This window comes from [Clostridium] clostridioforme AGR2157 (assembly GCF_000424325.1).
In the GTDB taxonomy this organism is placed as follows: domain Bacteria; phylum Bacillota; class Clostridia; order Lachnospirales; family Lachnospiraceae; genus Enterocloster; species Enterocloster clostridioformis_A.
Window position 1 is genome coordinate 155,775 of sequence record NZ_AUJR01000005.1, and the last position, 14,962, is coordinate 170,736.

The following is a 14,962-nucleotide window of genomic DNA, read 5'->3' on the forward strand; positions in this document are numbered from 1 at the left end:
CACATGGAGGAATCATTATGATGAAGAAACGTTTCGCAGCAGCAGTTACAATTGTATTAGCAGCCGCTTCTATATTTGGCTGCTCAAACAGCGCAAGCCAGAGCGCACAGAACACCCAGGCAGCTTCTGCCGCGGAAGAAGGAAGTACCACAGAGGCGGTAGCCAGCGAAAAGGCTTCATCCGGTGCAGATGCTTCTGCCGACAAGGGAGGAAAAACCTTCGGCGTTACATACTGGATTGAATCTGACTTCTTTAAAACCGTGGCAGATTCCATCACGTCAGCAGCGGAAGCCGACGGCAACAAGACCGTTGTGGTGGACGCGCAGCAGGACAGCACCAAGCAGATTCAGATTATTGAGGATTTCATTGCCCAGGATGTGGACGCAGTTTTCCTGAACCCGGTTGACAGGGATGCCGTTGCACCGGCTCTCCGGAAATTAAAAGAGGCTGGAATCCCGGTTATCAACTTTGACTCATCCGTAGCCAACTTAGACCTGGTTGACGCTTATGTGGCAACTGACAACCTTCAGGCAGGCAAGCTCTGCGCAGAGGCAATGATTAAGGATTTCCCGGAAGGAGGACCCATTGCAGTTCTTAACTATCCGGCCAATAGCGCCTGCCTGGACAGAGAGAAAGGGTTCTTAGAGACCATCGAAGGCAAAGGCTTTGAGGTTGTAGCAACCTTTGACGCGGAAGGTACTGTTGAAAAGGGACAGAACATCACAAGCGACATTTTACAGGCGCATCCGGACATCGTGGCTATCTTCTCCATCAATGACCAGGCAGGAATGGGCGCATATGCAGCATGCACGACTTCGGGCGCCAACGTATCCATATACGGCGTGGACGGCGCGCCGGAGGCCAAGCAGGTAATTGCCAAGGAAGGCAGCATTTACAGGATGACAGCCGCACAGTCCCCAATTAAGATTGGCACCAACTGCTATGATGTGGCCATGACCATCCTTTCCGGTGAGAAGCCCGCCGAGTTCCAGATTGATGTTCCCGCATTTACCATCGACAGCACCAACATCCAGGATTACCTGGGCGCAGGATGGCAGTAGGATGCAGCTTTAGGGTGTACGCTAAGTGCTCATAGCAAAGGAGACGGGATATGGAACAGTTGCTGAGGATGGAAGATATCTGTAAATCTTTTTCTGAAGTAAGGGTATTAAACAAGATAAAGTTGGAACTGCGCCAGGGGGAAGTCCACGCCCTGCTGGGTGAGAACGGTGCAGGCAAATCCACCTTAATCAAGATACTGGGCGGCGCTTATACCAGGGATGGCGGAGAGATATATGTAAACGGACAGAAGGCGGATATCACCAATGTGGAGAGCGCCAAGAAATACGGAATCAGGGTAATACACCAGGAACTTATGTTAATCTCCTATATGACCATAGCCGAGAACATTTTCCTGGGACAGGAACCCAGAACCAGGCTGGGAACCGTGGATACGGATAAGATGAATTCTGAGACAGCAAAATTCCTGGCTGAAATGGAGTTGTCACTTAAACCCACGGATCTGGTGGGAAAACTGAATATTGCACAGCAGCAGATGATAGAGATTATAAGGGCTATTTCCTTTGGGGCCAAGATTATTGTCATGGATGAGCCCACCTCCTCCCTCACGGACACTGAGGTGGAAGTATTGTTTAAGGCAATCCGGAAACTGAAGGAAAATGGCGTTGGCATCATTTATATCAGCCACAGAATGTCGGAATTGGACATTATCGCGGACCGGATAACGGTCATGCGTGACGGCGAATATGTGGACACTGTGGTGACGAAGGAGACAGACCATGACAAACTGGTAAGCCTGATGGTGGGGCGTTCCCTGGGAGACCTTTATGAGAAGCATAACCACGCCACGGATGAAGTTGTACTAAAGATAGAGCATCTTTTGTCCGGCAGGGAAGTGAGGGATGTGACCTTTGACTTACATAAGGGAGAGGTGCTGGGCTTCTCCGGGCTGGTAGGCTCCGGACGTTCGGAAGCAATGACCTGCCTCTTCGGCCTCAGGAAGAAAGAAAAGGGGAATATTTACATTTCCGGGAAAGAGGCTAAGATTAACAGCGTCAAGGATGCCATGGGATACGGGATCGGGCTTGTGCCTGAGGACAGGAAAAAGGAAGGGATTTACGCAATCCAGGGAATCCGTTTCAATACCACCATCGAGGTGCTGGGACAGTTCTTAAAGAACGGACGCTATGACTGGGATAAGGAGCTGGCGCTGACCAAGGAGTATGTGGACGATGTCATGCAGACCAAATACGCCGGGGTGGAGCAGCCAATCGGAAGGCTCAGCGGAGGCAACCAGCAGAAGGTAATCATCAGCAGATGGCTTTTGGCAACCAAGAACATACTGATTCTGGATGAACCCACCAGAGGTATCGATGTAAAGACAAAATCAGATATTTACCACCTGATTGACAGGCTTACGGCACAGGGCTTATCCATCATTTTCATATCCTCTGAAATGCCGGAACTGATTAACATGTGCGACAGGATCGTAGTCATGAACCAGGGGCATACAACAGGTGTCCTGGAACGGAAAGAGTTTTCACAGGAACGGATTATGTCATTAGCAACGATGGAATTATAAGGAGAGAGCAGCCATGAAGAACAAATTCGGACAAACAATGAAAAATACGGTCAGAATGAATTTTGGTATCCTTATAGGACTGGTCATCCTGTGCTTAGGTCTGACTGTCCTTACGGATAAGTTTGCAACGGTAACAAACTTTTTTAACGTGGTGCGCCAGATTACCATCAACCTCTACCTGGCATGCGGCATGACCTTTGTCATCCTTTTGGGCGGCATCGACCTGTCTGTAGGTTCTGTCATCGCTGTTACCGGATGTGTCAGCGCGGGCATGATTACATGGGTAGGGCTTCCTGTCCCTGTGGGAATCCTAATCGGTATCCTGTGCGGTACCCTGGTAGGCGCGCTGAACGGAATCATCGTATCAAGAACAACCATACCGGCTTTCATTGTCACATTGGCCACCATGAATATCGGCAGGGGTATTGCCAGAATTTATACCCACGCCCAGACCATCGCAGTACTGGATGACCCTTATACCTTCTGGGGAATGGGCAGCATACTGGGACTTCCCATCCAGCTGTACCTGATTATAGCGGTGGTGGTGCTCACATCCTTTATACTGAACAGGACCGGTCTCGGCAGACATATCTATGCAACAGGCGGCAACAAAATTGCATCTGAGTATTCAGGTATCAATGTTAAAAGGGTTACATTCTTCGTGTTTGTACTCAGCGGCTTTTTGGCTTCCCTGGCAGGCGTGCTGACCGTGGGAAGGACATTTACCGCCACCATGATTATGGGTGACGGAGCTGAAATGGACGCCATCGCGGCGGTTGTACTGGGCGGAACCAGCATGAGCGGCGGCAAAGGCAGCATTTCCGGTACGGTCATCGGTGTTATTGTAATCGGTATCCTGAAAAACGGTATGAACCTTCTGGGAATCGACTCCTCCTGGCAGTATGTGGTACAGGGAATTGTAATCCTCATAGCCGTATACATCGACTATATCAAGTCGGAAGGGTCCGCGTTATCTGCACTTAAGGCAATGGTCGGAAAGCGGGCGTAAAACGTATGGACAGTGAAAAAATAATCGGGACAGTGTTAAGGGAAATCAACCGCAGTGTGTCAGGAGTCAGCCACGAAAGCCTGGAAGCACTGGTGGATGCGGTGAACCGGGAGAAACGGATATTCTGTGACGGTGCGGGAAGAAGCAGGCTGAAGGCGGAAGGATTCGCCATGCGGCTGATCCAGATGGGATTTACGGCCATGGTGGTGGGGGAAGCCACCACCCCGGCTATCACAGGGGATGATATCCTTCTCATCTGCAGCGCGTCAGGGGAGACCCCTATGCTGGTGGAACACGCGGCCAAGGCAAAGGCAGTGGGGGCGGCAGTCATGCTGATTACTGCCAGTGAAACATCTTCCCTGGCAGCGCTCAGTGACTCCATGATAACCATTGATGCCTCCTCCAAAACCACACGGAGCGATGCGTCCGTGCAGCCCATGGGAAGCCTGTTTGAGCAGAGTATAGCCATCCTGCTGGATATCATTGTTCTGTGCCTGATGGAGAAACATGGTATCAGCAGCGATGACATGTACCGGAATCACAGCAATCTGGAGTGATGATTGGAGGCCAGGATGGAAAAGAAGGTTAAGATAGGGGCGGTGGCCTGGGGACTGCCCGGCGGGGGAGCTTACGCCGCCAGGGCAGCCAGGGCCGCCGGCCTGGACGGAATCCAGCTGGAGCTGGGAAGCTATGAGGCGGGATATCCGCTGGTCCAGAGGGAAATCATGGAAGGATATCTGGAGGATAAGGAGCGGTACGGCATAGAATATCCTGCCCTGGTGCTCAATGACGTGATGGTCAACGAATTCATCAACGGCAGGGATACGGAACACGGACGGATTGCATATGACCAGATAGCCCTTGGGATTGAGACGGCAAAAAAGATGGGGATTGACAGAATCATGATTCCCAACTTCATTAATAATCTGATTACATGCGGACGACATGTGGAACACACCAAGGATGCCCTTTCCTATGCCTGCAGGCTGGCGGCCCCGGAGGGAATCATGATTCTCACGGAGAACGCATTGGGCTGGAAGGAACAGGAGGAACTGCTGAGGGATATCGGGGCGGATAACCTCAAGGTCCATTTTGACACCCAGAATTTTAAGTTCAATTTCGATATGGACCAGTGTGAACAGCTGGAGCACCTGTATCCCCTGATGGACAGCGTGCTTCACACAAAGGACGGGGAAGCCGGGCCGGGCGACCGGATGTTGGGCCGGGGCAACACGGACTTTGAGGGACAGATGAGGTTTCTGAAGGAACATGGATTTGAAGGGTGGATTGTCATAGAAAATTATTACAATCTGTCGCCGCTGAGGGAACTTGCGCCTGAAGGCAGGCAGATGGAGCTTCTGAGGCGGGATATGGAATCCATCGGCAGATGGTTTGTGTGACCGGATATCAAAACCGCGCCGGGGATGTGTTCCCGGCACGGTACTATGGTAAACGAAATAGAGAAGGCCGGCATAACCACTGCTCTTATCACCAATATTACGGCTGTGGCAAAGAGCATCGGAACCGACAGGGTTATAGAAAAGAGCGTTAAGGCAATGGAGGCCGCAGCGTTCTTTTTTTGCGTTGGCTTTTGACACTGGCTTTTTGGCGAAGGGGTCACAGCGGGAGGGGGAAATGTCACAGATTTCCGCTTGACGAAATCATGTTCCCTTGATATGATAATACTAACAAGTGTTATATTGCTTGTAGAACAAATATAACTTTCCTTGTTACACAAAACGAAAGATGGTGGTTTTATGTTCTTGAAGATTGATTTCAACAGTGATGAAGCAATCTATATACAGCTGCGCAACCAGATTATCATGGGAATTGCCACGGACATGATACGGGAGGGGGATACTCTGCCCTCTGTCCGTCAAATGGCTGATTATATCGGCATCAACATGCATACAGTTAATAAGGCATATTCTGTGCTGCGCCAGGAAGGTTTTGTAAAGCTGGACCGGCGCAGGGGCGCTGTGGTCAGCCTGGACGTGGATAAAATTCAGGCCATTGACGACATGCGGGGGGACCTGGATGTGGTGCTTGCCTCGGGTATCTGTAAGAATATCAGCCGGGATGAAATTCACCATCTGGTGGATGAGATTTATGATAAATACACCCGCGGGTGTATGGGGACGGAAGACGGCCAGGAGACCGGGGAAGGTTAGAAACTGTCGGAACATGAGCGGCGGCTGTCCGCCCGTATATTCAGACATGTTCTGTAAAAAGGCCAGGACCGTGCTGTGCAGAATGTACGGATACGGTTTTGGATATTAATGGAGGATTCGTATGTTATGTGAAAGATGTAAAATCCGGGAAGCCACGATCAAATACACTGAGATAATCAATGGCATAAAGACGGAACATAACCTTTGCTCTCACTGTGCGAAGGAGATGGATTTCGGCCAGTACTCCGCCCTCCTGGATGGGGAGTTCCCCCTTGGGAAGCTTCTTTCCGGCCTTCTGGGTCTGGAGGACGACGAGGAGGAGACCGATGTGAGGGGAAGCGTGGTCTGCCCCACCTGCGGCACCAGCTTCGACGACTTTGTGGAGAACAGCCGGTTCGGATGCGCTGACTGTTATGGCGTATTTGATTTGTTTATCAATGATAAGATGAAGCAGCTTCAGGGAAGTGAGAGCCATAAGGGCAAGCATCCCAAATACAGAAGTACTTTTGAAAAGGAACACCCGGAGGCAGCCGGGGGCTCTGGGGAGGAAACGCAGGAGAGCACAGACCGTTTGGCAGAAGCCGGTTCCCAGGATTCCCAGACCGCTGTGGTCAGAAAGCAGATTAAGGATCTGAACTCCAAGTTAAAGGAGGCAGTGCGCCAGGAGGATTATGAACTGGCGGCCAGTTACCGGGACCAGATTAAAGAGCTGAAAAAGGAGGCTGGAATCCATGAGTAAATGGTTTGAGGAAATAGACAGCAAAAACTCTAACGTGATATACAGCCGCATCCGTCTGGCCCGGAACTGGGATGAATATGTGTTTCCCTCCAGGATGACCGCCGCCCAGTGCAGCGAGATGGTGGAATGCCTCAGGGAGGGACTTAAGGGGCTTAAGGACCAGGATGGCCGGGATTTAAGCTACAGCCAGCTGGACCAGATGCAGGAGCTGGAGAAGATGGCCCTCAGGGAGCGCAGAATCCTTAACATGGCCTGCGTCAGCAGGAAGGAGCCGTCAGGACTGCTGCTGTCAGCCGATGAGTCGGGCAGCATTGTCCTGGGCGGGGATGATCACATCCGCATGCAGTTATTGTCGCCCGGACTTAAACTTGATGAGCTGTGGCAGAAGGCGGACGTTCTGGACGATTATGTCAACGAACGCTTTTCTTATGCATTTGATGAAAAGTACGGGTATCTCACCTCCTTCCCTACCAATGTGGGAACAGGACTGCGGGCCTGTGTGGTGCTTCACCTGCCCACCTTATCACAGGTGCGCAAGTTCCAGAGCATTGTGGCGGATATGAGCCGGTTCGGGACTGCAATCCGCGGCCTGTACGGAGAGGGAAGCGACAACTATGGGAGTCTTTATGAGGTATCCAACCAGCGGACCCTGGGACAGTCCGAAAAGGAAATCGTGGAATTGGTTACAAAGGCAGCGGCCCAGCTTAATCACCAGGAAATGCGGGTCAGGAGCGCCACCCTTAACACCCAGCGCCTGGAGCGGGAGGATGAGGCATATAAGTCCTACGGCGTCTTAAAGTACGCCAGGAAGATGTCGGAGAAGGATGCCAGGATATTCATTTCCCAGCTCATGGCAGGGGAAGAGGATGGCCTGATGAAGTTTAATGAGGAATGCTCCCTTTACAGCCTGATTATAGGAATTAAGCCAGCTAACTTAAATCTGTGGGCCAAACGGCCTCTGGATAAGGATGAGCTGGACGCTGTGAGGGCAGCTTATATAAGGCAGAACCTGCCTGAGATAATCTAGCTCTGCCCATGGGCAGAGCCGGGTTTAACACACTTGCAAGGAGGACATGACATTATGATGGAACGATATACACCACAGGCCCAGGAAGCGCTTGGGCTGGCAGTGGGCGTGGCAGAGACACTGAACCATGGTTACGTGGGCACAGAGCATCTGCTTATCGGCCTGCTGCAGGAAGGGACCGGAGTGGCGGCCAAGGTACTGGAGGAAAACGGGGTGGAGGAAGACCGCGTCATTGAACTGGTCAGCCAGCTCATTGCCCCCAATCCAACGGTACAGACCGCGGACAGGACGGCATATACCCCCAGGGCCCGCCGGGTCATAGAGAACAGTTACAGGGAGGCTGTCCGTTTTAAGGCAGCCCAGATAGGGACAGAGCACATCCTGATTGCCATGCTGAGGGAAGGGGATTGTGTAGCCAGCCGCCTTCTCAACACCATCGGGGTCAATATACAGAAGCTCTACATCGATCTGCTGGCAGCCATGGGTGAGGACGCTCCTGCCGCAAAGGATGACCTTCAGGGAGGCAGGGCCGGAAAGCGCGGCAATGCCACACCTACCCTGGACAGCTACAGCAGGAACCTGACCCAGCTGGCATCAGCTGGAAAACTGGACCCTGTCATAGGACGGGAGCAGGAGATTCAGCGCGTGATACAGATTCTGAGCCGCCGTACTAAGAATAACCCGTGTCTGATTGGCGAGCCGGGCGTGGGCAAGACAGCCGTGGTAGAGGGCCTGGCCCAGATGATTGCATCCGGCAATGTGCCTGAAACCATAGCAGACAAAAGGGTAGTGACCCTGGACCTGTCCGGTATGGTGGCAGGCTCCAAATACAGGGGTGAGTTCGAGGAGCGCATTAAGAAGGTCATCTCCGAGGTAGTGGAATCCGGAGATGTGCTGCTGTTCATTGATGAGATACACACCATCATCGGGGCAGGCGGGGCAGAGGGCGCTCTGGATGCATCCAATATATTAAAACCGTCTCTGGCCAGAGGCGAGATTCAGCTGATTGGAGCCACCACGATCAATGAGTACCGCAAATATATAGAGAAGGATTCTGCCCTGGAACGCCGTTTCCAGCCGGTGACCGTGGATGAGCCTTCAGAGGAGGAGTCCGTTGCCATACTTAAGGGGCTCAGAAGCCGTTATGAGGAGCATCACAAAGTAGAGATAACGGACGATGCCCTGGAGGCGGCAGTGAAGCTGTCCAGCCGTTATATTAACGACAGGTTTCTGCCGGATAAGGCCATCGACCTCATTGACGAGGCCGCTTCCAAGGTATGTCTTCAGAACTACACAAAGCCGGCTGAGATTAAGGAATACGAGGCTGAGATTGATGGTCTGGAGGTAGCCAAAGAGGAGGCCATCAAGAAGGAAGCGTACGAGGAGGCCGGAGAGATAAAGAAGAAACAGGAAAAGATACGGGAAAAGATAGCCCAGACCATGGAAAAATGGCAGAAGGACAAGGAGACCAGGAAGCTCATTGTCAGCGACAATGAGATTGCGGACGTGGTATCCGGCTGGACCAGGATTCCGGTCAGGAAGCTGGCTGAGGAGGAATCAGAGCGCCTGAGGAACCTGGAAGGCATCCTGCACCAAAGGGTGGTGGGCCAGGAGGAGGCGGTAACAGCCATTTCCAAGGCCATCCGCAGAGGCAGGGTAGGTCTTAAGGACCCCAAACGCCCCATTGGATCCTTCCTGTTCCTGGGCCCTACAGGCGTGGGAAAGACAGAGCTGTCCAAGGCGTTGTCAGAGGCCATGTTCGGTACGGAAAATGCCCTGATTCGCGTGGATATGTCCGAATATATGGAGAAACACAGCGTATCCAAGATGATAGGCTCGCCGCCAGGATATGTGGGATATGATGAGGGAGGGCAGCTCAGCGAAAAGGTCCGCCGCAATCCCTACTGCGTCATCCTTTTTGACGAGATTGAAAAGGCCCATCCGGATGTGTTCAACATTCTGCTGCAGGTTTTGGATGACGGCCATATCACGGATGCCCAGGGACGCAAGATTGACTTTAAGAATACCATTATTATCATGACTTCCAATGCAGGTGCGGAGAAAATCATTTCCCCCAAACATCTGGGATTCGGCATGGTAAGCGATGCCAAGGCAGATTATAATTTCATGAAGGACCGTGTTATGGATGAGGTGAAACGCCTTTTCAAGCCTGAGTTTTTAAACCGTATTGATGAGATTATCGTGTTCCATCAGCTTACTAGGGAGCATATCAAGGGAATTGCGGATATCATGCTGGGCACCATCAGCAAACGCTGCAAGGAACAGCTGGGCATAGGGCTGGAGGTAACGGACAGCGTCAGAGAGCACCTGATCGATAAGGGGTATGACGACAAATACGGGGCAAGGCCCCTGAGGCGCACCATCCAGAACCTGGTGGAGGACCGGTTGGCTGAGGAGATGCTGGATGGCCGCATCAATGCCGGCTCCCTGGTGGAAGTGGGATTTGACGGGGAAAAGCTAACCTTTACCATAAAGGCAAAGACAGCCAGGCCAAAGGCAGCCTCCAAACCGGCCGCAGCCAAGGACGGTTCTGAGGATAAGAGCAAGACTGTGCGGGGCAAAAGCAGCGCCGGACGCGCCTCAGGTAAGAAGAAGGAGACCGCGGCACCCAAGGCTTAACAGCATCTGTAGCAGTTTATACAAATTAAGAATATTTTCACTAGTTATTTTTCGGTGATTGTTGTATAATTTTTATGAGAGGTCATACTTAAGCACAATTAGCAGGAGGATAAGAAGATGCCGGTCATTGAAGAGTTAATCTGCACAGAGCAGGATGGCACCATTAGTTTTGGCAATTACAAGTTAGTACAGAAGGCTAAGAAGTCCGATTTCGAATATCAGGGAGACATGTACAAGGTCAAGACCTACAACGAGATTACCAAACTGGAGCGCAATGACATGTTTGTTTATGAATCTGTACCTGGAACAGCGGCAGAGCATTTCAGGGTTACGGATGAGGACGTGGAATTCGCGGTGGAAGGCAGCAGGGATGCACAGATTACCATACAGCTTGAGAACGATACAGATTACGAGGTTTACGTTGACGGTGCAGCCGTAGGCAGCATGAAAACCAACATGAGCGGCAAGCTCAGCGTAAGCGTGGAGCTGGAAGAAGGGGTATCGGTTCAGGTTAAGGCTGTAAAGAGAGCATAGAACTTAAGTATCATACAGGCTGGAAGCGATTCCAGCCTTTTTCTGTCAGTTTTTTGATTTTTTATTCCATGAATATTAGGAGGCTAACATGGCAAAAGCGAGAACCACCGCATTTTTCTGTAAGGAATGCGGATATGAATCATCCAAATGGATGGGGCAGTGTCCTGCCTGCAAGGCCTGGAATTCCATGGTGGAGGAACCGGTGTCAAAATCAGCGGGCAGCCAGGGCGGGTTAGGGCGCCTGGCTCCGGGAAGCCAGAAATCCCCGATTCCGGCAGCCAGACCATCCTTTCTGTCAGAGATTGACATAGAGGAGCAGGACCGTATATCCACGGGCTTTGGAGAATTGGACCGGGTGCTGGGGGATGGAATCGTGGCCGGTTCCCTGGTGCTGGTGGGCGGAGACCCGGGTATCGGAAAATCCACCCTTCTGCTTCAGGTATGCCGGAATCTGGCAGGTGCGGGCCAGAGGGTCCTGTACATATCAGGGGAGGAATCCCTGAAACAGATTAAGATGAGGGCCAACCGCATCGGCCCTGTAACCGGAGAGCTGAAATTCCTGTGTGAGACAAGCCTGGAGCATATTGAGAGGGCCATTGACACTGAGAATCCCCAGATTGCAGTCATTGACTCCATACAGACCATGTACAGGGAGGAGATATCCTCGGCTCCCGGAAGCGTCAGCCAGGTAAGGGAGTCTACAGGAATCCTGATGCAGATTGCAAAGAGCCGCGGAATCGCCATTTTCGTGGTGGGACATGTGACAAAGGAAGGCGTGGTGGCAGGTCCAAGAGTATTGGAGCATATGGTGGATACGGTGCTCTATTTTGAGGGAGACAGGAATGCGTCCTACCGCATTCTGCGGAGTGTGAAGAACCGGTTTGGCTCTACCAATGAGATAGGTGTGTTTGAGATGCGGGAACAGGGTCTGGCAGAGGTGGAGAATCCATCCGAATACATGCTGGACGGCCGTCCTGAGGAAGCCTCCGGCGCAGTGGTATCCTGTTCCTTTGAGGGCACCAGGCCCATCCTTTTAGAGGTACAGGCCCTGGTGACGGAAACCAATTTCGGTATGCCCAGGCGCACGGCGGCCGGTACGGATTACAACCGTGTGAACCTGCTGATGGCAGTGCTGGAGAAGCGCTGCCGTTATGAGATGTCACGGCTGGACGCCTATGTGAATATTGCTGGAGGTATGAAGATGAATGAGCCCGCTCTGGACCTGGCCATTATCATGGCCCTTATGTCCAGCTACAAGGACCGGCCCGTGGATTCAAAAATGCTCATATTCGGGGAGGTGGGCCTGTCCGGAGAGGTCAGGGCCGTATCCCAGGCCGGCCAGCGTGTAAATGAGGCCGCCAAGCTGGGCTTTACCACCTGTGTGCTGCCAAAGGTATGCGCGGATAAGATGAAGCCGGCGGAGGGCATACGTTTGATTGGGGTGTCTAATGTGCGGGAGGCAATTGGAATCATGTAAATGAGCCTTCAAGCCTTCTTATCCTTCCCGCAAATACATTGATGCCCAACAGGGTGCCGAATGAGCCGGTCCAGACAAATACCAGTGCAATCAGACAAATAAACAAGGTAGGCGCTCCGAAAATCGAAACACTGGCGCCACTGGCAACAATAATGGTTCCCACTGGTCCAAAGATGGCAGTGCCGTATAACCGGCGTCTCGCTTCCGGCCAGCGCTGCAAAACCAACGGTTTCCAAATAACCGTAATATATGGCCTGGCGATATAAATGGAGAAGATAAAATTTATGGCTGCCATTTTTTAGTAGGTGAAAATGACATGAAGATAGCGCAGAAACTTATTGAAGCAGGAAATGAGCATCGTAAGTTTATGCGACAAATTTGGTATAGTGGATGAAGATTATTTTTATTCTGATAATGAGGGACACATTTTTGTAAAGCTGGTCATGATTCATGTATCTGCAAAACAGTAGATATTCCAGTGGGTCAGGGGATGGCACAGGGCATTTTTCTACCATATGGTATCACGGTAAACGATGAATGTGACAACATACGGAATTTTCGGGTCTACTGATAAATAAATGAGCTTAGGATAGAGATTGAAAACTAACAAGTAATAAATAAAATTCATACCCACTTACATAAGCAAATGGGTATGAAGAATATATTATGAACTCAGTTCATCAATTAATGCTTGTATATTATCAAGGCAACCGCCACATGCGGTACCAGCTCCAGTAGCTTCCTGTACATCTTCTAAGGTTTTAGCGCCTGATTCAATTGCATCTTTTATCATTCCAGCTGTTACATCATTACAAAAACAAATTGTTTCGTTTAAATCCATAACGGACACCTCCTATTGAGATTAGTATGCGAATCTTTCTGATAATTATACGAAGAATGAGAAGCAGAGCATTGATATACCGTGTTACACAATAGAAATATAAAGAAGGAGATTTATGAAAAATATATTAACTACAGGGATAAGCCTTATCCCTATCTTTAGTCACGCCCATGGCAGCATGGGCAGAAGAAAAGAAAGAAACCGTTTCTATAAAATAACCTTTATTATATTGGAAGAGTGGGCAAATGGATTAATTAAAAAGTACAGCATGACTCGTAAAGAATGGCAAAATATAAAGACGGTCATTTCGGGGATTTTTAAGTATGCCATTAGAAAAAGCCCAAAAACCTAGTAAAATCAAGGTCTTGGACTCTCTTCGGGTTGGGCTATTCGTTAAAATAGTCAGCAGGGGAAGAGGGGCTCGAACCCCCATCTACGGTTTTGGAGACCGCTGCTCTACCATTGAACTATTCCCCTTTGGTTTGGAACATTTCTGAACCTCAATTAGGATACCACAGGTTTAAGAAAGTGTCAACTGTTTTTTCAAAAAAAGTATGTTTCCTGTTTTTTCAAAAAAGTATTATTCCTGATATCTGCAAAAATATGAAAACCTTCTAATCGCCAATATAACAGTCACATTTTCGCATTAATATAGTGTTAAGGGAAGAAATCTGTCATTTTACATTAGGGGGGATGGGTTGATGAAGGGGATAGGAAGACAGCATGGAAAAGTTACGTTCTGTGATTTTCTCCGCCGCCCTGTCCTCATACATTGCCAGCTCCCATGTTTCCTTGTCAACGGTGGCTTCATGGGTATCTTCAAAAAGTCCTTATGGGAACGGAAGTTTACCGTATGCCCCATATACTCCGGCTTGGAAAGAATGGTTTACCGAAGAAACGGCGGGCGTTTCCACATGATCGTCAAAGAGGATGCGGGCAATCTCATAAGGGCCGTTGCCCTCGATGGTTAGCCGGAATATCCTGCGGACAACCGCCGCCGCTTCCTCGTCAATCAGCCAATGGTGCTTGTTCTGCGGGTCTTTCCTGTATCCGTAGATAGCACAGTTGGTGGTCGGCTTACCGGATTCGCCTTTGACACTACGACTTTACAACTTTTTAAGAAAAAATATCGTACAGGACACTTTGGTGTATAATTAGTTTGCCAACAAAATATACAAAGGAAAGTGACCCTGTACGACAAACTTATTATACAACGAAAAGAACCGGATTGGAATCGAAATGTTGGTTCTGATCAACATCCTGTATTGTGCCATGAAGATACTGCCATATCAGGAAGAATCATTTTCAAAGTACCGTACAGAAAGTGTGCAGGAATTTCGGTTTGCCCTTAGTGAGCAATCCGGCAGCAGGTATTTTATGCCACTTTCGTGAGAAATATCTATCCTCAAACAGGGGGCACCTTCCGTTTTTGTATCCATAAAGTGTGGGCATCGCTTCAATCATCTAATTTAATGATGATTTTGCGCCCCCCTCTTTTTTAATGAATAAGAAGATTTCGTACATAAAAGCCGCATTTCGTGCAGACACTGTTGAAAATATATAAAAACTGGTGTAAAATTAAGTTTAACTAAGTGTTTATGTACAAAAAACAAAAGAAGAGGGGATGTTTTGTGAGAAAACGGAAAAGATGTAGACAATTAGCAGGAAGGGCTGCCAGTCTTTTATTGGTAACTACTTTGATGGCGCCCAATATGGTGCCGCTGATAGCCTATGGGGCGGAGGCCATTCATAACAGGCCACGTTATGTGTCTTTTGCCAGGCCGACGGCTCTTACCCTGAACGAAGTAGGTATTAGTGACCTGGGAAATTCCGGGAGTGGTGATGGGGCTGGCAATGACAGCGGCTCCGATACCAGCAATGATTCAGGTAGCAGTAGCTCTAATTCTGATAGCAACGGTTCT

At 50.1% G+C, this 14,962-nt stretch carries 15 protein-coding genes, 1 tRNA gene and 2 pseudogenes; 14 read left to right on the top strand and 4 right to left on the bottom strand.

From position 1 onward, the window contains the following. Window positions 1–17: 17 nt before the first annotated feature. The 12 genes from G614_RS0102865 to radA all read left to right on the top strand — a co-directional run bounded on the left by G614_RS0102865 (window position 18) and on the right by radA (window position 12,199). Entirely contained in the window at window positions 18–1,061 is a 1,044-nt protein-coding gene (locus tag G614_RS0102865; RefSeq protein WP_027640714.1) for a sugar ABC transporter substrate-binding protein, read from the top strand. A gap of 50 nt (window positions 1,062–1,111) precedes the next feature. Beyond that, complete coding sequence (locus G614_RS0102870) at window positions 1,112–2,602, top strand: sugar ABC transporter ATP-binding protein (protein ID WP_027640715.1); 1,491 nt, start codon at window positions 1,112–1,114, stop codon at window positions 2,600–2,602. A 13-nt stretch (window positions 2,603–2,615) separates the two neighbouring features. Beyond that, complete coding sequence (locus tag G614_RS0102875) at window positions 2,616–3,611, top strand: ABC transporter permease (protein WP_027640716.1); 996 nt, start codon at window positions 2,616–2,618, stop codon at window positions 3,609–3,611. Between the two features lie 5 nt (window positions 3,612–3,616). Beyond that, complete coding sequence (hxlB, locus tag G614_RS0102880) at window positions 3,617–4,168, top strand: 6-phospho-3-hexuloisomerase (protein ID WP_027640717.1); 552 nt, start codon at window positions 3,617–3,619, stop codon at window positions 4,166–4,168. Between the two features lie 15 nt (window positions 4,169–4,183). Next, complete coding sequence (locus tag G614_RS0102885) at window positions 4,184–5,011, top strand: sugar phosphate isomerase/epimerase family protein (RefSeq protein WP_027640718.1); 828 nt, start codon at window positions 4,184–4,186, stop codon at window positions 5,009–5,011. Window positions 5,012–5,056: 45 nt separating this feature from the next. Beyond that, window positions 5,057–5,206 (top strand): hypothetical protein, encoded by a 150-nt coding sequence (locus tag G614_RS31045; RefSeq protein WP_155245015.1) that lies wholly within the window; start codon window positions 5,057–5,059, stop codon window positions 5,204–5,206. A gap of 162 nt (window positions 5,207–5,368) precedes the next feature. Continuing rightward, window positions 5,369–5,782 carry a GntR family transcriptional regulator gene (locus G614_RS0102895; protein WP_027640719.1) on the top strand — a complete coding sequence of 138 codons (414 nt, stop codon included), beginning with the start codon at window positions 5,369–5,371 and terminating at the stop codon, window positions 5,780–5,782. A gap of 121 nt (window positions 5,783–5,903) precedes the next feature. After that, complete coding sequence (locus G614_RS0102905; RefSeq protein ID WP_027640720.1) at window positions 5,904–6,521, top strand: UvrB/UvrC motif-containing protein; 618 nt, start codon at window positions 5,904–5,906, stop codon at window positions 6,519–6,521. Further along, window positions 6,514–7,548 (top strand): ATP--guanido phosphotransferase, encoded by a 1,035-nt coding sequence (locus G614_RS0102910; protein ID WP_027640721.1) that lies wholly within the window; start codon window positions 6,514–6,516, stop codon window positions 7,546–7,548. Before G614_RS0102905 ends, G614_RS0102910 begins: the two co-directional genes overlap by 8 nt. Before the next feature lie 54 nt (window positions 7,549–7,602). Further along, window positions 7,603–10,188: an ATP-dependent Clp protease ATP-binding subunit gene (locus tag G614_RS0102915; RefSeq protein ID WP_027640722.1), complete on the top strand. Its 2,586-nt coding sequence runs from the start codon at window positions 7,603–7,605 to the stop codon at window positions 10,186–10,188. 117 nt (window positions 10,189–10,305) lie between these two features. Continuing rightward, on the top strand, window positions 10,306–10,722 hold the full coding sequence (locus G614_RS0102920; RefSeq protein WP_027640723.1) for a hypothetical protein: 417 nt from the start codon (window positions 10,306–10,308) through the stop codon (window positions 10,720–10,722). Between the two features lie 88 nt (window positions 10,723–10,810). After that, window positions 10,811–12,199 (top strand): DNA repair protein RadA, encoded by a 1,389-nt coding sequence (gene radA / locus G614_RS0102925; RefSeq protein ID WP_027640724.1) that lies wholly within the window; start codon window positions 10,811–10,813, stop codon window positions 12,197–12,199. Here radA and G614_RS0102930 read toward each other — a convergent pair. Together G614_RS0102930 and G614_RS0102940 are read right to left on the bottom strand one after the other, a co-directional pair. Next, window positions 12,192–12,419, bottom strand: coding sequence for a hypothetical protein (locus tag G614_RS0102930; RefSeq protein WP_027640725.1), 228 nt, complete (start codon window positions 12,417–12,419; stop codon window positions 12,192–12,194). The genes radA and G614_RS0102930 overlap by 8 nt on opposite strands. Window positions 12,420–12,863: 444 nt before the next feature. Next, window positions 12,864–13,040, bottom strand: coding sequence for a (2Fe-2S)-binding protein (locus tag G614_RS0102940; RefSeq protein ID WP_027640726.1), 177 nt, complete (start codon window positions 13,038–13,040; stop codon window positions 12,864–12,866). 115 nt (window positions 13,041–13,155) lie between these two features. Between G614_RS0102940 and G614_RS0102945 the strand changes: the two genes are divergently transcribed. Beyond that, window positions 13,156–13,392 (top strand): hypothetical protein, encoded by a 237-nt coding sequence (locus G614_RS0102945; RefSeq protein ID WP_027640727.1) that lies wholly within the window; start codon window positions 13,156–13,158, stop codon window positions 13,390–13,392. Window positions 13,393–13,446: 54 nt separating this feature from the next. Here the strand turns inward: G614_RS0102945 and G614_RS0102950 are convergent. Then, window positions 13,447–13,517, bottom strand: a tRNA-Trp gene (locus G614_RS0102950). A 296-nt stretch (window positions 13,518–13,813) separates the two neighbouring features. Next, window positions 13,814–14,137, bottom strand: a pseudogene (locus tag G614_RS32390) (recombinase family protein); the annotation flags it as partial. A 615-nt stretch (window positions 14,138–14,752) separates the two neighbouring features. Here G614_RS32390 and G614_RS29645 point away from each other — a divergent pair. Further along, window positions 14,753–14,962 (top strand): annotated as a pseudogene (locus G614_RS29645) (hypothetical protein); the annotation flags it as partial.